Source organism: Streptomyces cyaneochromogenes (assembly GCF_003963535.1).
Lineage (GTDB): Bacteria > Actinomycetota > Actinomycetes > Streptomycetales > Streptomycetaceae > Streptomyces > Streptomyces shaanxiensis.
The window spans coordinates 4,941,013-4,959,065 of record NZ_CP034539.1; the positions used below are offsets into that span (position 1 = coordinate 4,941,013).

The following is an 18,053-nucleotide window of genomic DNA, read 5'->3' on the forward strand; positions in this document are numbered from 1 at the left end:
GTCGACAGACGGGGCCCTTCGTGCTGTTGATCTCCGGAGAGGTGCGGAGGTTACACTCACCGCCGGTAACTGCGGGCCCTTTCGGCTCTTTCGACTCATTCGGCACACCAGACACAGCAGGCACAGGGGAGGCCGCGATGGCGGTGAATTCGAAGAAGGTCGCCGTCTATGTGCTCGTGGTCTTCTTGCTCTACGTGATCATCACGGACCCGGCCAAGGCCGCCGACTACGTGCAGGTAGGGTTCGAGGGCATATCGGACGCCGCCAAGGCCATCGGCGACTTCATGACGTGGATCGCCAACGGGGGCGACAGCTAGGGCCTGCCATAGGCCTGACCCAGGGAGTACCCATGATCCGCCACCTGGTCCTCTTCAAGCTCAACGAGGGCGTCGAGCGCGACGACCCGCGGGTCGTGGAGGGTGTCGAGGCCTTCCGTTCGCTCGAGGGAAAGATCGCCGAGATCCGGCACTGGGAACTCGGCTGGAACATCAGCGACCGCCCCATCGCCTACGACTTCGCCATCAACTCCGCCTTCGAGGACCCGGCCGCCCTGCGGACGTACGCGGAGCACCCCGAGCACCAGGCGGGCGTCACCCTGTGGCGGGAGTTCGCCACCTGGGTGATCGCGGACTACGAATACTGAGCCGCTGCCCGCCAGAGCCCTCCGCCGGAACGGCGGGGGGCTTTCGCGTGTCTTACGCACCGATCCATCCCCAACACGGGATTATGCGGTACTTGAACACAATGAACTGTCTTGTGATGCTATGACCGCTTTTGACCGATGAGTTGATGGATCACGAGGTGGAGTTGACCGTGCCGGCCAGTACTGCGCCTCAAGCCCCGAGCCCCCAGGCTCCCGGCCCCCAAGCACCCAGCCAGGAGGACACCCCCACGGCCGCGCCGCCCCGGAGTCGCGGAGCCGACACCCGGGCGCTCACCCAGGTGCTCTTCGGCGAGCTCAAGGAGTTGCAGCCGGGCACGCCGGAGCACAACCGCGTGCGCGGGGCGCTCATCGAGGCGAACCTCCCGCTCGTGCGCTATGCGGCCGCCCGCTTTCGCTCCCGCAACGAGCCCATGGAGGACGTGATCCAGGTCGGCACCATCGGGCTCATCAACGCCATCGACCGCTTCGACCCCGACCGGGGCGTGCAGTTCCCGACGTTCGCGATGCCGACCGTCGTCGGCGAGATCAAGCGGTACTTCCGCGACAACGTCCGCACGGTCCACGTACCGCGCCGGCTGCACGAGCTGTGGGTCCAGGTCAACAGCGCGACCGAGGACCTGACGACCACCTTCGGGCGCACCCCCACCACCGCCGAGATCGCCGAGCGGCTGCGCATCACCGAGGACGAGGTGCTGTCCTGCATCGAGGCCGGGCGGTCGTACCACGCCACCTCGCTGGAGGCCGCGCAGGAGGGCGACGGGCTGCCCGGGCTGCTGGACCGGCTGGGCTACGAGGACCCGGCCCTGGACGGCGTGGAGCACCGGGACCTGGTCCGGCACCTGCTGGTGCAACTCCCCGAACGCGAGCAGAGAATCCTTCTGCTGCGCTACTACAGCAACCTCACCCAGTCGCAAATCAGTGCGGAACTCGGGGTCTCCCAGATGCACGTTTCGAGGCTACTCGCGCGTAGCTTCCAGCGGCTGCGTTCGGCGAACCGGATCGACGCGTAACCGCAAACAGGATCGACGGGTAACCGGTGCGAGCGAATCGCTCACCAGGGCGGATCCCGACAGTTCTGCGATGAAAAACCGTCAGACCCCGTTTATCCAGGGCGGATTCAAGTCTCACATGTCGACATGTCACTACAGCGTGTTGCCGACATGTGACATTCTTCGGGAAGCGCGTTTGCCGTGGCCTCGGCTCCGGTATTCAGGTGAAGGTTGGCGTTCCTCGATCGGAGCGTTCGCCTCGACCGTCCCGCGACCCAAAGGGGGTGGCATGTCCGCAGACCAGGGCAGCTCGAAGGTGCTCACGCTCACGAAGAGCGAGTCCGCGCCCGACGCCGCGCTCGGCCCCATCGATGATGTGACGGCCCTGGCGGCCGCCGAGGCCCCGGCCCTCCCGGCAACTGATGTCCCGGCCGTGCCGGCCTCGGGGGACATCGACACCCGCACCCTGTCCCGCTCCCTGTTCCTGCGGCTCGCCGCCCTGGACGAGAACAGCCCCGAGCGTGCATACGTCCGGGACACCCTGATCGAGCTCAACCTCCCCCTCGTGCGCTACGCGGCGGCCCGCTTCCGCTCGCGCAACGAGCCGATGGAGGACATCGTCCAGGTCGGCACCATCGGCCTGATCAAGGCGATCGACCGCTTCGACTGCGAACGGGGCGTGGAGTTCCCGACGTTCGCGATGCCGACGGTGGTCGGCGAGATCAAGCGGTTCTTCCGCGACACGTCCTGGTCGGTGCGCGTCCCGCGCCGTCTGCAGGAGCTGCGCCTGGCCCTCACCAAGGCCAGCGACGAGCTCTCGCAGAAGCTGGACCGCTCCCCGACGGTGACCGAACTCGCCGCCGTGCTGGGCGTGTCCGAGGAGGACGTCGTCGACGGCCTCGCGGTCGGCAACGCCTACACGGCCTCCTCGCTGGACTCCCCGGCCCCGGAGGACGACGGCGGCGAGGGCTCCCTGGCCGACCGCCTCGGCTACGAGGACACCGCCCTTGAGGGCGTCGAGTACCGCGAGTCCCTCAAGCCGCTGCTGGCCAAACTCCCGCCCCGCGAGCGGCGGATCATCATGCTGCGCTTCTTCGCCAACATGACCCAGTCGCAGATCGGCGAGGAGGTCGGCATCTCCCAGATGCACGTCTCCCGGCTGCTGACCCGGACGCTGGCGCAGCTGCGCGAGGGCCTCATCTCCGACTGACCCCTTCCGCCCCCTTCATATTTGACGGAGTGTCAGCCACCATGGCCCGATGCTTCGCTCACCATGGACGACATGGACACATGGCCGTCGGTGCGCCCTGATCGGCGCGTCGGCGGCCGTCGTCTGTCTGGGCGGGGTACTGGCCGCGTGCGGGGGCGGTGGGGGCGGCGAGGGGTACGTCGCGACGGGTGCGGCAGGCGGCCCGCCGAGGGTGTCCGGTCCGGCGGCCCGGCCGACGGGCGAGGTGACGCTGGTGCCGCTCGACGGGCCGGCGGGCAGTGATGACGGCGACGCCGGTGGAACCGCGGCCGCTTCGGGCAACTCCGCCGAGCGGGACGGGAGTCAGGCGCCGCCCGCCTCCGACGTGGCGGAGAGCCCGGCACAACTCCCGAGCGGCACCCCCGAACCCGCGGGCAAGGCGGCCGATTCCGCCGCCCCGCCCAGCAGTTCACCCGCACCTCCGGCGGCCGCGACGCCGCCGACGCCCGCGAGGCTGACCGTGAGCGACCCCGTACGGGAGCCCACGGACAAGCGCTGGTGCGAGAAGGTGACCCTCGACTTCCACAACTCCGGCGGCACCGCCGTGCGCGCGGGCACCGTCGCCTTCGGCACCCACATCATCGGCGCCCTCGGCATCGACTGGGCGACGGTGGAGTCGACGCATGAGCTCCCGGCGCCGATCGAGGCCGGCGCGCGCAAGGAGAAGACCTGGACGGTGTGCGTCGACGCCTGGCGCGTGCCGCTGGGCATGCACGTCGAGACGCGGGACGTCACCGTCCAGTGGGAGTAGGGGCCCGTACGGCCGCTACGCCCGATGGGAGCAGGAGCCGTAAGCCCTACTTGCCGAACGCCAGATAGGCCACCGCCGCCAGGACCGCCACCGCGGCGACGATGCCGAGGATCAGGCCGATGCGGGGGCCGCCGGAGGACGCGGCCTGCTGCCGACCGGCCTGCGGGCCCTCGTCGACGAACGCGCGGAACATCTGGGTGCTGCCTGCGGGGTCGTGGTTGCCCTGGGGGCCCTGGGTGTTAGCCATGACCTGAGACCCTAGCGAATCCGCCCGTTCGGCCCAAGTGCGGACCCCGCCCCTGCACAGGGGGTCACAGGACCCACCCCACCTGCACATTTACGGTCGCAATACTTGCCTTTGCCAAGTTTTTGCGGCTCTCACCCTCCATTTGTTTGCCTGTAGCAACCAATCGCTTCTATGGTTGCCCAAAGCAACAAACACGGGAGGTGTGATGGCCGAGCAGGCGCAGTACGAGGAGCTGGTGCGCCAGTTCAGCGCCTTCGGCGCCGTGAAGCGGGAGATGGGACGGACGCTGCCGTCCGACTGCCCCGCGGCTTCCGCCGCCGTACTGACGTTGCTGGCCCGCCACGGAGAGATGCGCATGAGCAAGCTCGCCGAGCTGCTCGCCGTGGACATGTCGGTCACCAGTCGCCATGTCGCCCACGTCGCCGAGCGCGGCTGGATCAGGCGCTCCCCCGACCCGGCGGACAAGCGCAGCCGCATCCTGCGCCTCACCCCGGCCGGTGAGGAGCGCGTCCGGGAGATGTCCCGGCGGACGACGCAACTGCTCGCCGAGCGGCTGAGCGACTGGACCGACGACGAGGTCGCCCAGCTCACCCGGCTCATGGCCCGGCTGAGAGCCAGCTTCGACGACTGCCGTACCCCCGCGATCACCCAGTAACAGCCTCCGAGCCACTGAAGCCAGAGAGCCAGTAAGAGAAGGAAGCCCATGGCAACGACCACACCAGCCGGTGTGCGGGCCCACGCCAAGCATTCAGGAGGCCCGTCCGCCCACGGCGCTCCGATGTCGCACCGGCAGATCATGGAAGCGCTGACCGGGCTGCTGCTCGGCATGTTCGTGGCGATCCTGTCGTCGACGATCGTCTCCAACGCCCTGCCCGACATCATCAAGGACCTCGGCGGCGGCCAGAGCGCCTACACCTGGGTGGTGACCGCGTCGCTGCTGGCGATGACCGCCTCCACACCGCTGTGGGGCAAGCTCGCCGACCTCTTCTCCAAGAAGCTGCTGATACAGCTGGCCCTCGTCATCTTCGTCGCCGGGTCCGCGGCGGCCGGTCTGTCCCAGAACCCGGCCATGCTCATCACGTTCCGCGCCGTGCAGGGCATCGGCATGGGCGGGCTCTCCTCGCTGGCCCAGATCATCCTGGCCGCGATGATCTCCCCGCGGGAGCGCGGCCGCTACAACGGCTACCTCGGCGCCACGTTCGCCACCGCGATGGTCGGCGGCCCGCTGATCGGCGGTGTCATCACCGACACCGACTGGCTGGGCTGGCGCTGGTGCTTCTACGTGGGCGTGCCCTTCGCCGTGATCGCGCTGATCGTGCTGCAGCGCACCCTGCACCTCCCGGTCGTCAGGCGGAAGGTCAAGGTCGACTGGGCGGGCGCCTTCTTCATCACCGCCGCGGTCTGCCTGCTGCTGATCTGGGTGACCTTCGCCGGTGACAAGTACGACTGGCTGTCCTGGCAGACGGGCGCGATGACCGGTGGCGCGCTGGCGCTGCTGCTGATCTTCGTCTTCGTCGAGACCAAGGCGAGTGAGCCGATCGTCCCGCTGCGGCTGTTCCGCAACCGCACGATCACGCTGGCCTCGCTGGCCTCGCTCTTCGTCGGCATCGCGATGTTCGCGGGCACGATCTTCTTCAGCCAGTACTTCCAGCTGGCCCGGGGCGAGTCGCCGACGATGTCCGGCGTCCTGACCATCCCGATGATCGTCGGCCTGTTCATCTCCTCGACCGTCTCCGGCCAGGTCATCACCCGCACCGGCCGCTGGAAGGCGTGGCTGCTGGCCGGCGGTGTGCTGGTGACGGCGGGCCTCGGGCTGCTGGGCACGATCCGCTACGACACCGAGTACTGGCACGTGGCGATCTTCATGGCCCTCCTCGGCCTCGGCGTCGGCATGATGATGCAGAACCTGGTCCTCGCCACCCAGAACCAGGTGGACCCGAGCGACCTGGGCGCCGCCAGCTCGGTGGTGAACTTCTTCCGCTCCCTCGGCGGCGCCATGGGCGTCTCGGCCCTGGGCGCGGTCCTCAGCCACCGCATCACGCACTATGCCGAGGAGGGCCTGACCAAGCTCGGCGTGCAGGGCTCGTCGGGCCACGGCGAGATCCCGGACCTCGACGCGCTGCCCGGCCCGGTGCGCACGGTCATCGAGAGCGCGTACGGCCACGGCGTGGCGGACGTCTTCCTCTACGCCGCTCCGATCGCCTTCCTCGCCCTCCTGTTCGCCCTGTTCATCAAGGAGGTCCCGTTGAAGACGAAGGGTGCCCTGGCGCAGGCCGCCGAGTCGGAGAGCCCGGAGGCCGCCGAGGTCCCCGCGCCGGCCGCCGCGCAGGAGAGGGTCCCGAGCTGGGCCGTCACCTCCTCCGACACGCAGGCCGCTCCCGACGGCACCCAGAAGCTCGCCGCCGTCGCCACGGTGGCACGGCCCGAGGAGTCGGCCGGTTCGTCCGGCGGTGTCCCGGTGCGCGGCTTCGTGCGGGGCGCCGAGAGCGCGCCGGTGCCGCAGGCCGCGGTCACGCTGATCTCGCTGGCCGGACGGCAGCTGGGCCGGTCGGTGGCGCAGGCCGACGGTGCGTACGCCGTGGACGCGCCGGGAGCGGGCTCGTACGTCCTGATCGCCTCCGCCGACGGCTTCCAGCCGCAGGCGTCCACGATCGTGGTGGGCGGTGACGAGCCGCTGGCGTACGACATCCTGCTCAGCGGCACGAGCGGCCTGACCGGTGTGGTCCGGGCCGCGGGGAGCGCGCTGCCGGTCAAGGACGCCATGGTGATCGTCACCGACGTCCGCGGCGACCTGCTGGCCACCGCCGCCACCGGTGAGCAGGGCGAGTTCGGCTTCGCCGAGCTGGTGCCGGGTGCCGTGACCGTCGCGGTGAACGCCGCCGGGTTCCGGCCGCGTGCCCTGCCCGTCGAGATCGGCGGCACGGGGGTGACCCGGATCGAGGTGGACCTCGACGCCGGCGCCCAGGTCCAGGGCGTCGTACGGGCGCCGCACGGTCCGCTGGCCGACGCGCGGGTGACGCTGGTCGACGCGGCGGGCAATGTGGTCGGCACCGCCACCACCGGGGCGGACGGGGCGTACGCCTTCACCGACCTGGACGGCGGCGAGTACACGGTCATCGCGACGGGCTACCCGCCCGTGGCCACCGCCCTGACGGTCACCGGCCGCGGCGCCGACGACCACGACATCGAACTCGCCCACCCCGGCGAGTAGTCGGGCCCCGGCCCGTGGTGAGGCGGCGCCCGCTCTGAGCGGAGGCGGTGCCGCCCGCCACGGGCCGGTTTCTTTGAGCTTGTGAGGAGTACGTGAGATGGGACTGACCGCGAGGATCCGTACCCGGGACGGATGGGCCGTGTCGCACGCGGTCGTCACGGTGACCGACATGACCGGAACACAGGTGCTGCGCGCCGAGGCGGACGCGGAGGGAGCCGTACGGGACGCGATGCCGCTGGCGGCAGGGGCGTACACCGTCATCGTGACCGCCGTCGGATACGCCCCCGCCGCCGCGAGCGCGATCGTGACGGCGAGCGGCCGGGCCGAGGTCGGCACGGTGACGCTGGCCCGCCGGGGCGGCACGGAACTGCCGCCGCCGGGACCGTGGACCATCGACCCGGCGCACTCGTCCGTGGCCGCCGTCGCCCAGCACCTGGGCATCTCCAGCGTGCGGGGGCGCTTCACGCAGTTCGCGGGCGCCATCGAGATCGCTCCGGACGACGTCACCAAGTCCCGCGTGGAGGCGGTGGTCCGGGCCGGCTCAATCGACACGGGCAACGACATGCGGGACGGGCACCTGAGGTCGGCGGACTTCCTGGATGTGGAGAAGTACCCCGAGATCACCTTCCGCTCGACGGGCGTCACGGCCGCCGCCGGCTCCGACCGCTGGACGGTGCATGGCGAACTCGGCATGCACGGTGTCGTACGGCCCGTGGACCTGGACCTGGCCTACCTCGGCACGGGGGCCGATCCGTGGGGCGGGACGCGGGCGGCGTTCCGGGCGACCGCGGAGCTGCACCGGGACGACTTCGCCATGAACTACAACCAGGTGGTGCAGGCGGGGATCGCGGCCATCGGGACGACGCTGAAGGTGGAGCTGGACGTTCAGGCGGTGCAGGGGGAGGGGCTCCCGCAGGCGTGACGCCGCCGGGCAAGGACTGCTTGTGCTGCGGGATCGTGCTGCGAGCGGGGGCCGCCGCAAGGGTAGGCACGGCAGGGTCACGCTGAGACGGACACCCAGCGCCTACGCTGAGCCCATGGCACCGAACATCGCGACCAACACCCGCGTCTCGCTCGAAGAGTTGCTCGACTTCGTACGGCCCCGTCATCGCGCCATCCTGCTGACCCGGCGGGCCGACGGCAGCCCGCAGGCCTCGCCGTTGACCTGCGGGGTCGATGATTCGGGGCGGATCGTGGTCTCCACGTATCCCGAGCGGGCCAAGACACGGAACGCGAAGCGGGATCCGCGGGTCAGCCTCCTCGTGCTGAGTGACGACTGGAACGGGCCGTGGGTGCAGGTCGACGGTTCCGCCGAGGTGATCGACTCGCCGGAGTCCGTGGAGCCGCTGGTGGAGTACTACCGGAACATCGCCGGGGAGCATCCGGACTGGGACGAGTACCGGGCGGCGATGGTGAAGCAGGGGAAGTCGATCATTCGGGTGACGCCGGAGAAGTGGGGGCCGGTGGCTACCGGTGGGTTCCCTGCGCGGCTGGTCGAGGGGGACTGACGGAAGGGCACTACGCGTGCCCGGTTTTCTCGACCATCGCCTCGATGCCCGCCACCAAGAGGTCCAGAGCGAACTCGAAGTCCCTCGCCCACATCTCCTCCACCGTGTCGCCGCCGCGAGCCTCCATGAGCTCCGCTGACTCCTGAACGATGTCGGCGGCTTCCGGAGCCTGCGTCACCGTGCTCATGGCGTGCTGGAAGTAGTCGTCGGGGGTCATGCCGAAGGCCCTGCTGCGGGCGATGAAATGGCCCTCGATCGTGCCGAAGCCGTACACGAACTGGAAGACGGCGGAGATCGCCGCCACCAGGCCGTGTGCGGGAAGGCCGGTCTTGCGGATGATCCGCTGGACGACGCGGGAGAAGGCGAGGCTGTTCGGGCCGATGTTGACGTAGGTGCCGATCAGCGGCGACAGCCACGGGTGGCGGACCAGCAGGTCGCGGTACATGCGGGCCAGCGCGCGCAGCTGGTCCCGCCAGTCCTCGTCGGCCTCCGGGTCGGGCAGCGTCAGTTCGCCGAAGGCGGTGTCCAGGGCGAGTTCGAGGAGGTCGTCCTTGGTGTCGACGTACCAGTAGACGGACATCGCGGTCACGTTCAGCTCGGCCGCCAGCCGCCGCATGGAGAACTTGGCCAGCCCCTCGGCGTCCAGCAGCCGGACGGTGGTGGCGGTGATGCGGTCCCGGTCCAGACCGGAGGGCTGTCCCCCGCCACGCCCGCTACGGCGTTCCTTGCCCTCCAGCCAGACGCTGGTCCGCGCCGCCTTCCCGGCTGCCCTCACCATGGCGCACCTTCCTCGACGTTCTGATTCTGGTCATGCTAAGCGCCCCCAAAGGGGCGCGGGGAACTGCGCGACCAGCCACAACGAGGCTCGCAGTCGCACAAATACCCAGCGCCCCGAGCCCTTAGGCGCCGGCCCGCTCAGCCCTGCGCAGCAGACCCGCAGCCACCACCCCTCCGGCCAGCACAGCGACCGCCCCCACCAACTGACTCGTCTCCAGGCCGGAGGCGAACGCATCGGTGATACGTCCCTTCTCCTCCGCCGACCCCGCCGCCGCCAACGCCCCCGGCAGGGAACTCGCCGCCACCGGAATCAACGCCGCGAACCGCGAGTTCAGCACAGCGCCCAGCACCGCGACGCCCAGGCCCTGCCCGAACTCAGCCACCGTGCCGTTGATGCCCGCGCCGACACCGGCCTTCTCCGGCGGAATCGCGCTCATGATCGCGTGGGCCATCGCCGGGCTGGCGACCGCCGCGCCCGCGCCGATGAGCACCAGACCCAGCAGCGTGCCCGGATACCCGTGCTCGGTGAGCGTGGCGATCGAGACGAGGCCGGCGGCCATGGCCGTCATGCCCAGCCCGATGGAGACGGGTGTCCCGAGCTTGCCCGACCACTTCGCCGCCACGCCGGTGAAGTTCAGGGCGACGATCATCAACGCCAGCGGCGCCGTGCGCAGCCCCGCCTCCAGAGGGCCGTACCCGAGCACGAACTGCATGTGCTGGGTGAGCAGGAAGAGGGATCCGCCCATGCCGAAGGTGATCAGCACCGCGCCCGCGACCGCTCCCGTGAACCGGCGGTTCCTGAAGAAGTGCATGTCGAGCATGGGATACGGGATCCGGCTCTCCCAGTACGCGAAGCCGGCCAGCACCACGACCGCGACGGACGCCGACGCCAGCACCCTGCCGGACGTCCAGCCGTGCTCGGGTCCGGAGATGATGGCGAAGACCAGTGAGGACATGCCGATCGTGGACAGCAGAGCGCCGAGCAGGTCGGGGCGGTCGCCCTGCGGGTTCGCAGACTCCGGGACCAGGATGACGACCGCCACCAGGGCGAGGGCCGCGACCGGCAGGTTGATCAGGAAGATCGCACCCCACCAGAAGTGGTCCAGCATGAAGCCGCCGAGGAGCGGCCCGGTCGCGAAGCCCAGCGAGTTCACGGCCGCCCAGATGCCGATCGCCTTCGGCTGCTCCTCGGGCGTGAAGATCTGCATCGCGACGGCGAGCGTGGTGGTCATCAGCAGCGCACCGCCGATGCCCATGCCCGCCCGGGCGGCGATCAGCTGCCCGGAGCTGTCCGCCAGTCCGGCCACCAGCGAGCCGACGCCGAACAGGACGAGGCCCACGGCCAGCATCTTCTTGCGGCCGTAGCGGTCGGCGGCGCTGCCCGCGGTCAGCAACAGACCGGACTGCACCAGCGAGTACGCGTTGATCATCCACTGGATGTCCGAGGTGGCGGCGCCCAGTTCGCTGGTGAGCGAGGGGATCGCCACGTTCAGGATCGTGTTGTCGAGCAGCACCGTCAGCTGGGCGAGACAGATGACACCGAGGATCAGCCAGCGTTGTGGGTGGCCACCCGGTGACTGGGGCTGCGGCTGGGGCTCCGGCTGGGCCGGGGCCTGCTCCTGGGGGGACGTCGTCATGCTGTACACCGTAGAACACTTCCTATACGGCGTACAACGGAGTTAGGAGGCGGGAGACAGGAGATACGAAGAGGGGGGCGGTGGCGCGAGCCACCGCCCCCCTCTCACCGGAGACCGTCAAGTGCCGTCAGCTGTCGCTCTTCGGCTGCGTCAGGTCGTAGAACGTGGTGCCGTCGACCGTCACCGACTCGAAGTTCTCCTGGACCCAGGAGCTGATCTGCGAGGAGGTGCCGTTACTGCTGCCACCCATGCCGCCGCCGCTGCCACTGGCGATGAAGTAGTGGATCTTTCCGTCCTCCACGTACTCCTTGAACTCGGCCGGCGTCGGCGACGGGTCGGTGCCGTTGAAGCCGCCGATCGCCATCACCGGGTCGCCGGTGGAGAGCTGGTAGCTCGCGGCGTTCTGGGCGCCGATGGCCGCGGCCGCCCAGGTGTAATGACCGGCGTTCTTCTCCAGCAGCGCCTTGGCCTCGTCGCTGACGCTGGCACCGTTGAGCAGACCGCCCATGCCGCCACCGCCGCCCATGCCGCCGCCGTCACCGGTCTGGCCACCGGGGCCGCCCTGCCCGCCCTGCTGGTTCTGACCCTGACCCTGGTTCTGGCCCTGGGTGTTGCCGTTGCCGTTCTGCCGGCCCGGCATACCGCCGCCGGGGAAACCGTTGCCGTTCTGCTGGTTCTGGCCGGGCATGCCGCCCCCGCCGGGACCGCCGCCCATGCCACCGCCGCCCGGGCCGCCCCGGCCGCCCGCGACCGCGGGACCGGCGGTGACGATCGAGCCGGTGTGGCCCTCGTTCACCGTGGTGAGGGTGTACGCGGCCGGGCCGGCCAGCGCGGCGGCGAGGCCCAACCCGACGACAGCCATGGCCAGTTGACGTCCCAGCCTGCTCGCGAAGATCAGGCCCAGCGCGGACGCCAGACCGCCGACCAGGACGACCCACTTCAGCCAGGGCAGGTAGTCGGTGGAGCGGTTGAGCAGGACGTAGCCCCAGACCGCGGTGGCCGTCATCGCGCCCGCCAGGCTCAGCGAGGCCCACATCTTGTCGCGCTTCTCCCAGAGCAGCGCCGCGCCCATGCCGATCAGCGGGGCGATGTACGGGGCGAGGGCCACCGTGTAGTACTCGTGGAAGATGCCCTGCATGTAGCTGAAGACCAGCATGGTCGTGATCAGTGCGCCGCCCCAGACGAGGAACGACCCGCGCGTCACCGAGGTACGGCGTGCCTTGCGCGTGGCCACCAGAGCCGCGACCAGCAGGATCAGTGCGGCCGGGATCAGCCAGGAGATCTGGCCGCCGATGCTGGAGCTGAACAGGCGGTCCCAGCCGGTCTCGCCCCAGTTGCCGCCGCCGTTGCCGCCGCCACCGCCGCCGACGCTGCCGGTCTCCTCGCCGTTGAGCCGGCCGAGGCCGTTGTAGCCGAAGGTCAGCTCCAGGAAGGAGTTGTTCTGCGAGCCGCCGATGTACGGGCGGGAGGAGGCGGGCCACAGCTCGACGATCGCGACCCACCAGCCGCCGGAGACGACGATCGCGACCAGGCCCGCGGCCAGCTGGCCGATGCGCTTCTTCACCGACACCGGCGCGCAGACCGCGTACACGATCGCGAGCGGCGGCAGGATCAGGAAGGCCTGCAGGGTCTTGGCGAGGAACGCGAAGCCGATCGCGACACCGGCCCACACGAGCCACTTGGTACGGCCGTCCTCCAGGCCCCGGATGACGAAGTAGCAGGCCACGGCCATCAGCAGGGCCAGCATCGCGTCCGGGTTGTTGAACCGGAACATCAGCGCCGCGACGGGGGTGAGCGCGAGCACGGCGCCCGCGATCAGGCCGGCCGCGGGGCTGAACCGGCGGCGTACGGCCGCGTGGACCACGGCGACCGTGCCGACGCCCATGAGGACCTCGGGGAGCAGGATCGCGAACGAGCTGAGCCCGAACAGCCGCAGCGACAGGGCCATCGGCCACAGGGAGGCCGGGGGCTTGTCGACGGTGATGGCGTTGGCCGCGTCCAGGGAGCCGAAGAAGAAGGCCTTCCAGGACTGGCTGCCGGCCTGGACGGCCGCCGAGTAGAAGGAGTTGGCGTAGCCGGAGGCGCTGAGGTTGTACAGGTAGAGGAGGAGGGTGGCGAGGAGAAGGCCTAGGAAGGCCGGGCGCGCCCAGCGCGGGTCCTCGGGGCGGCCGCGCCACAGCCGCCGTACGAAGGGCTGCTTGGGTTCACCGGAGTCGGGGGCCGGTGTGGCGGCGGACGGAGGTGCCGGGGGGCGCTCCCAGGTGCCGGGGTTCGTGCCTCTGCCCTGTGTCGTCGTCCGGTCGTAGTGGATGGTCATCGGGAGTCCCTCGAGTCGGTGTCGTGCGGGCGTACCGGCTGCAGTTGCACGGTGGTGTCCCGCCAGGTGCCGTCCGCGGCTTCACCGGCGCGGAACTGTGCGGTTTCGTACGTGTGGTGCGGCGCGCCCTGCGCCACCGGGCGCTGCGGGAGCGGGCCGTAGTGGGCAGCGGGCTGCCCGGCCATGGCGTAGGTCGGCGAGGACGGGTTGGGGACCGGCAGGTCCGAGGCGACGACCGTCGAGTCGGCGTCGCGTCGGTCCGGGAACACCCACGCCCGGAAGAGCAGGAAGCGCAGCACCGTCGCCGCGAGGTTGGCGGCGATCAGCACCGCCAGTTCGGTCGAGTGCGCGGGGTCGCTGCTGGCGGCGTTCAGGGCGGCGAGCGAACCGCTGGTCAGGGCGAGGCCGATACCGAAGACGACCAGGCCCTGCGCCTGGTGCCGTACGGCGCCGCCGCGGCCGCGCACCCCGAAGGTCAGGCGCCGGTTGGCCGCCGTGTTGGCGATCGCGGAGACCAAGAGGGCGAGCGCGTTGGCGATCTGCGAACCGGTGAAGACCCGGAAGCCGCTGTAGAGGAGCAGGTAGAACAGGGTGGACAGGCCGCCGACGACGCAGAAGCCGACGAGCTGGCGGGCCAGGCCGCGGGGGACGTCCTGGACGTCGCGGTCGCGGGGGTCGTCACCGAAGGGGCGGGTGAGCCGGTCCAGCGGCAGAGCGCCGGAGGCGAGGGCCTTGCCGACCCGCCACACGCCCTTGAGGTCGTCGGTCGCCGTCTTCACGATGTGCACCGTGGAGTTGGGGTCGTCGACCCAGTCGACGGGGACTTCGTGGATTCGGAGTCCGGCACGCTCGGCGAGCACCAGCATCTCGGTGTCGAAGAACCAGCCGGTGTCCTCGACCAGCGGCAGCAGCACCTGCGCGACATCGCGCCGGATGGCCTTGAAGCCGCACTGGGCGTCCGAGAAGCGGGCCTGGAGGGAGCCGCGCAGGATGAGGTTGTACGAGCGGCTGATGAACTCCCGCTTCGCCCCGCGCACCACGCGCGAGGAGCGGGAGAGACGGGAGCCGATCGCGAGGTCCGAGTGACCCGAGATCAGCGGCGCCACCAGGGGGAGGAGCGCGTTGAGGTCGGTGGACAGGTCCACGTCCATGTAGGCGAGGATCGGGGCGTCCGAGGCGGACCAGACGGTCCGCAGCGCCCGGCCGCGCCCCTTCTGCTCCAGCCGGAAGGCCTTGACCTCCGGGAGCTCCGCCTCCAGCCGCCGGGACACCTGGGGGGTGGTGTCCGTCGACGCGTTGTCCGCGATGGTGATGCGGAATGCGTACGGGAACGTGCGCTTGAGGTGATCACGCAGTCTCAGCACACACGGCTGGAGGTCCTTCTCCTCGTTGTAGACGGGGATCACTACGTCCAGGACAGGCGTACCGGCGTCGCCGGCCGGGAGGTGCTCCCGCGCCGGCAGAGTGCCGGGAGAAGAGTCGGTTCGCATGACACCGACTTTCGTCAGGCGCCCTGTTCCGCCCATGTGGTGACGCTGTGCTGTGCCTGTGAGTGCTGTTGCCAGCTCATTTCGGGGCTGGGCGGCGTCGGGAGCGCCGGCAGATGCACCGTGAACACGGTGCGTCCGGGCACGCTGTCGACGGTCACGGCACCCCCGTGCGCGGTCGCCACGGCCTGCACGATGGCCAGGCCGAGGCCGGTCGAGCCGGTGGCACGGGAGCGCGCGGAGTCGCCGCGCGCGAACCGTTCGAAGACGTGCGGGAGCAGATCCGAGGGGATGCCCTGGCCGTTGTCCTCGACGTCCACGCACAGCCACGGGCCCCGCCTCTGGACACGGGCAGTGACCGTCGTCCCGGGTGGGGTGTGGTTGCGGGCGTTGCCCAGGAGGTTGACGAGGACCTGTTGCAGGCGTGCCGCGTCCGCCGACACGAGCGCGGGCTCGTCGGGCAGCTCGAGGCGCCAATTGTGGTCCATGCCGGCCGCGCGGGCGTCGCTGATGGTGTCCACGACGAGCGGGATGAGGTCGGTCTGCTCGAACTGGAGGGGTCGTCCGGCGTCGAGGCGCGCGAGCAGCAGCAGGTCCTCGACCAGCAGCGTCATCCGGCCCGCCTCGGACTCGATACGGCCGAGCGCGTGCCGGGTGTCGGGGCCGACCTCTTCTCTGCCGCGTCTGGTCAGCTCCGCGTACCCGCGGATGGAGGCGAGGGGTGTCCTGAGCTCATGACTGGCGTCGGCCACGAACTGGCGTACCCGCGTCTCGCTCTGCTGGCGGGAGTGCAGGGCGCCGTGGACGTGGTCGAGCATACGGTTGAGCGCGGCGCCGACCTGGCCGACCTCGGTGTGCGGGTCGGTCTCGGACTCGGGGACGCGTTCGCTGAGGTTGACCTCGCCGGTGTGGAGGGGGAGTTCGGATACGCGGGTCGCCGTGGCGGCGACCCTGCGGAGGGGTCGGGTGGCCACACCGACGATCACCGTGCCGGCGATACCGGCGGCCACGAGGGCGGCGGCGGTGACGCTGGCCTCGATGAGGACGAGGGTGCTGAGGGTCTTGTCGGCATCCGTCGTCGGAATCGCGACGTAGTAGCTGCCGTTGGTGCCGCTTCGGTACGTGACGCGGTAGTCGCCGAGGCCCGGGATCTCGACCGTGTGCTCCTCGCCGTCCTGGGAGACGGCGTTGAGCGCGGTGGTCTGGGCCTCGTCGAGGTCGACGGGATCCATGCCGCTGAAGTCGGTGCTGTCGGACGACTCCTTGCTGACCTTGGCCTCGGTGATGGTGCCGTTCTGGACCTTGGCGGCAACCATGTTCTTCGACTCGGGTCCACGCGTGACGAACTCACCGAGGGTGAAGGTCTGGGCGGGTTTGCCGACCGCGTCCTTCTTGTCAGGCTCGCTGCCGGGAGGCGCGCCGAAGCCTGCGGCACGTCCGCTGACCTCGCGCAGGCGGTCGTCCAGCTGTTCATACAGATGTGATCGCAGGGCGAGTGTGGTCACCGTACCGATCACCGCACACACCACGGCGATCAGCACCACCGACGCGACGACGAGCCGCGTCCGCAGCGTACGCGGCTGACCCGCCCGTCTCTTCTGCGTACGCGGTCGTCGTCGCCCGCTCATGACGCCGCGGGCTTGATCAGGTAGCCGGCGCCGCGCCGAGTGTGGATCATCGGCTCGCGACCGGCGTCGATCTTCCGGCGGAGGTAGGAGATGTAGAGCTCGACGACGTTGGCCTGCCCGCCGAAGTCGTAGGACCAGACCCGGTCGAGTATCTGGGCCTTGCTGAGCACGCGCCGCGGGTTGCGCATGAGGAAGCGCAGCAGCTCGAACTCGGTGGCGGTGAGGTGGATGCCCTCGCCCGCCCGCGACACCTCGTGGCTGTCCTCGTCGAGGGTGAGGTCCCCGACGACGAGGACGGAGTCGGAGCGCCGGTCGGCCGCGCCGGAGCGCCGGATGAGCCCGCGCAGCCGGGCCACGACCTCCTCCAGGCTGAACGGCTTGGTGACGTAGTCGTCGCCACCGGCCGTGAGCCCGGCAATACGGTCCTCGACGGCGTCCTTGGCGGTCAGGAACAGCACCGGCACGTCCGGCAGCTCCCGACGCAGCCGCCCGAGGACCGTCAGCCCGTCCATGTCCGGCAGCATCATGTCCAGGACGACGGCGTCGGGCCGGAACTCACGCGCGGTCTGGACGGCACCCTGGCCGTCCCCCGCACTGCGGATCTGCCAGCCTTCATAGCGAAGGGCCATGGACAGCAGTTCGGTGATCGACATCTCGTCGTCCACCACAAGCACTCGGACGGGGCTCCCGTCCGGCCTCAGCAGTTCGGTGCGCCCCTGGGGCGAGGTCGTGGTCATGCTGGAAACAATGTCGGGGCCCTCTTAGAACACGCTTTCCACAAGCTGTGAATCTCCTAAGAAACGCACAGGAGACTCTCAGGGGGCGCTTGGGTGATCGATACGGGAGAACCATCGGCCCGCTAGGGCGGTGCACCGCAACGGCGACGATGAGCCCGGAGTCGTTTGAGTCCTTCGGAGGCCGCCCGTTCCCAGATGATCGTGTAGCTCAACAGGACTCGGCTCCGGTGACGATGGCGTCGATCTCGGACGGTGGACGTCGGACCGCCGACGGCTCAGCACGTTACGCATCGAGGCTCCTGAGGATGTCGAGTTCCGCCCAGACGGTCTTGCCCACGGTGAGTTTCTCGACCGCCCACCGATCGGCGTACGCATGGACGAGGAGGAGCCCGCGGCCGAACTGGTCGTCGGGGTCGGCGTTGCGGGTGGCCGGGAGCCGTTCGCCTCTCGGGTCACTGACGGCGACCCGGAGCGCCTTGCCGGTGAGCGACGTCTCGACACGGAAGAGGCGGTCCCTGAGGCAGCCGTGCAGTAAGGCGTTGGTGCACAACTCGCTTGTCAGTAGGGCCGCGTCATGGGCGAGGCCGGGATGGCCCCAGTCGAGGGCGAGTTGGGCGACGTGCCTGCGGGCGAGGGGGATGTTGCGGGGGTACTGGGTGTAGCTGGCGGTGTCGTAGCGGTCGTAGGCCTTGGGGAGTGGAGGAGGGCAGGAGTCGGTCACGGGGTCCTCCGGCGATAGGGGAGTTGGGGTGGCTCCGCCGCGCTACGGCGATGCGGGCAACACGGTGCACTTCCGCCAACTAGTGCCGCTTAGTGGGCGATTGAGTACTGACCGTAGCGGCGGCTCAACT

The 18,053-nt window shown here is 70.0% G+C and carries 17 protein-coding genes; 9 read left to right on the plus strand and 8 right to left on the minus strand.

From position 1 onward, the window contains the following. Window positions 1-137: 137 nt before the first annotated feature. The 5 genes from EJ357_RS22365 (at window position 138) to EJ357_RS22385 (ending at window position 3,653) form a co-directional block, all read left to right on the plus strand. Window positions 138-317 (plus strand): hypothetical protein, encoded by a 180-nt coding sequence (locus EJ357_RS22365; RefSeq protein ID WP_126393353.1) that lies wholly within the window; start codon window positions 138-140, stop codon window positions 315-317. Between the two features lie 32 nt (window positions 318-349). Next, complete coding sequence (locus tag EJ357_RS22370; RefSeq protein WP_126393354.1) at window positions 350-643, plus strand: Dabb family protein; 294 nt, start codon at window positions 350-352, stop codon at window positions 641-643. 146 nt (window positions 644-789) lie between these two features. Further along, entirely contained in the window at window positions 790-1,674 is an 885-nt protein-coding gene (locus EJ357_RS22375; protein WP_175647477.1) for an RNA polymerase sigma factor SigF, read from the plus strand. Window positions 1,675-1,942: 268 nt separating this feature from the next. Beyond that, the gene (locus EJ357_RS22380) at window positions 1,943-2,863 is read left to right on the plus strand and encodes an RNA polymerase sigma factor SigF (protein WP_126393356.1); all 921 of its coding nucleotides are present in this window, start codon (window positions 1,943-1,945) and stop codon (window positions 2,861-2,863) included. 49 nt (window positions 2,864-2,912) lie between these two features. Further along, on the plus strand, window positions 2,913-3,653 hold the full coding sequence (locus EJ357_RS22385; RefSeq protein ID WP_126393357.1) for a hypothetical protein: 741 nt from the start codon (window positions 2,913-2,915) through the stop codon (window positions 3,651-3,653). Between the two features lie 46 nt (window positions 3,654-3,699). Here the strand turns inward: EJ357_RS22385 and EJ357_RS22390 are convergent, their stop codons facing one another. Then, on the minus strand, window positions 3,700-3,900 hold the full coding sequence (locus EJ357_RS22390; RefSeq protein WP_126393358.1) for a hypothetical protein: 201 nt from the start codon (window positions 3,898-3,900) through the stop codon (window positions 3,700-3,702). A 205-nt stretch (window positions 3,901-4,105) separates the two neighbouring features. Here EJ357_RS22390 and EJ357_RS22395 point away from each other — a divergent pair, with 205 nt between their 5' ends. The 4 genes from EJ357_RS22395 to EJ357_RS22410 all read left to right on the plus strand — a co-directional run bounded on the left by EJ357_RS22395 (window position 4,106) and on the right by EJ357_RS22410 (window position 8,619). Then, window positions 4,106-4,555 carry a MarR family winged helix-turn-helix transcriptional regulator gene (locus EJ357_RS22395; RefSeq protein WP_126393359.1) on the plus strand — a complete coding sequence of 150 codons (450 nt, stop codon included), beginning with the start codon at window positions 4,106-4,108 and terminating at the stop codon, window positions 4,553-4,555. A gap of 48 nt (window positions 4,556-4,603) precedes the next feature. Next, window positions 4,604-7,111 carry an MFS transporter gene (locus EJ357_RS22400; RefSeq protein ID WP_126393360.1) on the plus strand — a complete coding sequence of 836 codons (2,508 nt, stop codon included), beginning with the start codon at window positions 4,604-4,606 and terminating at the stop codon, window positions 7,109-7,111. Between the two features lie 97 nt (window positions 7,112-7,208). Beyond that, a complete protein-coding gene (locus EJ357_RS22405; protein WP_126393361.1) occupies window positions 7,209-8,033 on the plus strand; it encodes a YceI family protein in 825 nt (274 codons plus the stop codon). A gap of 115 nt (window positions 8,034-8,148) precedes the next feature. Continuing rightward, window positions 8,149-8,619 (plus strand): PPOX class F420-dependent oxidoreductase, encoded by a 471-nt coding sequence (locus EJ357_RS22410; RefSeq protein ID WP_126393362.1) that lies wholly within the window; start codon window positions 8,149-8,151, stop codon window positions 8,617-8,619. A gap of 10 nt (window positions 8,620-8,629) precedes the next feature. Here EJ357_RS22410 and EJ357_RS22415 read toward each other — a convergent pair whose 3' ends face one another. From EJ357_RS22415 to EJ357_RS22445, 7 genes are all read right to left on the minus strand, one after another. Further along, window positions 8,630-9,397 carry a TetR/AcrR family transcriptional regulator gene (locus EJ357_RS22415; protein WP_126393363.1) on the minus strand — a complete coding sequence of 256 codons (768 nt, stop codon included), beginning with the start codon at window positions 9,395-9,397 and terminating at the stop codon, window positions 8,630-8,632. A 121-nt stretch (window positions 9,398-9,518) separates the two neighbouring features. Continuing rightward, entirely contained in the window at window positions 9,519-11,033 is a 1,515-nt protein-coding gene (locus EJ357_RS22420) for an MFS transporter (protein WP_126393364.1), read from the minus strand. Window positions 11,034-11,160: 127 nt separating this feature from the next. Next, on the minus strand, window positions 11,161-13,350 hold the full coding sequence (locus tag EJ357_RS22425) for an ArnT family glycosyltransferase (RefSeq protein ID WP_126393365.1): 2,190 nt from the start codon (window positions 13,348-13,350) through the stop codon (window positions 11,161-11,163). Further along, window positions 13,347-14,840 (minus strand): bifunctional glycosyltransferase family 2/GtrA family protein, encoded by a 1,494-nt coding sequence (locus tag EJ357_RS22430; protein WP_126393366.1) that lies wholly within the window; start codon window positions 14,838-14,840, stop codon window positions 13,347-13,349. The genes EJ357_RS22425 and EJ357_RS22430 overlap by 4 nt, the downstream gene beginning before the upstream one ends. A 14-nt stretch (window positions 14,841-14,854) precedes the next feature. Further along, window positions 14,855-16,465 carry a sensor histidine kinase gene (locus EJ357_RS22435; RefSeq protein ID WP_126393367.1) on the minus strand — a complete coding sequence of 537 codons (1,611 nt, stop codon included), beginning with the start codon at window positions 16,463-16,465 and terminating at the stop codon, window positions 14,855-14,857. Continuing rightward, window positions 16,462-17,202: a response regulator transcription factor gene (locus EJ357_RS22440; protein ID WP_126393368.1), complete on the minus strand. Its 741-nt coding sequence runs from the start codon at window positions 17,200-17,202 to the stop codon at window positions 16,462-16,464. The genes EJ357_RS22435 and EJ357_RS22440 overlap by 4 nt, the downstream gene beginning before the upstream one ends. Window positions 17,203-17,485: 283 nt before the next feature. After that, a complete protein-coding gene (locus EJ357_RS22445) occupies window positions 17,486-17,923 on the minus strand; it encodes an ATP-binding protein (protein WP_126393369.1) in 438 nt (145 codons plus the stop codon). Window positions 17,924-18,053 lie beyond the last annotated feature (130 nt).

Coding starts and splice junctions, on each gene's coding strand:
- EJ357_RS22365 (WP_126393353.1), top strand. CDS start 138: ATGGCGGTGAATTCGAAGAAGGTCGCCGTCTATGTGCTCGTGGTCTTC.
- EJ357_RS22370 (WP_126393354.1), top strand. CDS start 350: ATGATCCGCCACCTGGTCCTCTTCAAGCTCAACGAGGGCGTCGAGCGC.
- EJ357_RS22375 (WP_175647477.1), top strand. CDS start 790: ATGGATCACGAGGTGGAGTTGACCGTGCCGGCCAGTACTGCGCCTCAA.
- EJ357_RS22380 (WP_126393356.1), top strand. CDS start 1,943: ATGTCCGCAGACCAGGGCAGCTCGAAGGTGCTCACGCTCACGAAGAGC.
- EJ357_RS22385 (WP_126393357.1), top strand. CDS start 2,913: ATGCTTCGCTCACCATGGACGACATGGACACATGGCCGTCGGTGCGCC.
- EJ357_RS22390 (WP_126393358.1), bottom strand. CDS start 3,900: ATGGCTAACACCCAGGGCCCCCAGGGCAACCACGACCCCGCAGGCAGC.
- EJ357_RS22395 (WP_126393359.1), top strand. CDS start 4,106: ATGGCCGAGCAGGCGCAGTACGAGGAGCTGGTGCGCCAGTTCAGCGCC.
- EJ357_RS22400 (WP_126393360.1), top strand. CDS start 4,604: ATGGCAACGACCACACCAGCCGGTGTGCGGGCCCACGCCAAGCATTCA.
- EJ357_RS22405 (WP_126393361.1), top strand. CDS start 7,209: ATGGGACTGACCGCGAGGATCCGTACCCGGGACGGATGGGCCGTGTCG.
- EJ357_RS22410 (WP_126393362.1), top strand. CDS start 8,149: ATGGCACCGAACATCGCGACCAACACCCGCGTCTCGCTCGAAGAGTTG.
- EJ357_RS22415 (WP_126393363.1), bottom strand. CDS start 9,397: ATGGTGAGGGCAGCCGGGAAGGCGGCGCGGACCAGCGTCTGGCTGGAG.
- EJ357_RS22420 (WP_126393364.1), bottom strand. CDS start 11,033: ATGACGACGTCCCCCCAGGAGCAGGCCCCGGCCCAGCCGGAGCCCCAG.
- EJ357_RS22425 (WP_126393365.1), bottom strand. CDS start 13,350: ATGACCATCCACTACGACCGGACGACGACACAGGGCAGAGGCACGAAC.
- EJ357_RS22430 (WP_126393366.1), bottom strand. CDS start 14,840: ATGCGAACCGACTCTTCTCCCGGCACTCTGCCGGCGCGGGAGCACCTC.
- EJ357_RS22435 (WP_126393367.1), bottom strand. CDS start 16,465: ATGAGCGGGCGACGACGACCGCGTACGCAGAAGAGACGGGCGGGTCAG.
- EJ357_RS22440 (WP_126393368.1), bottom strand. CDS start 17,202: ATGACCACGACCTCGCCCCAGGGGCGCACCGAACTGCTGAGGCCGGAC.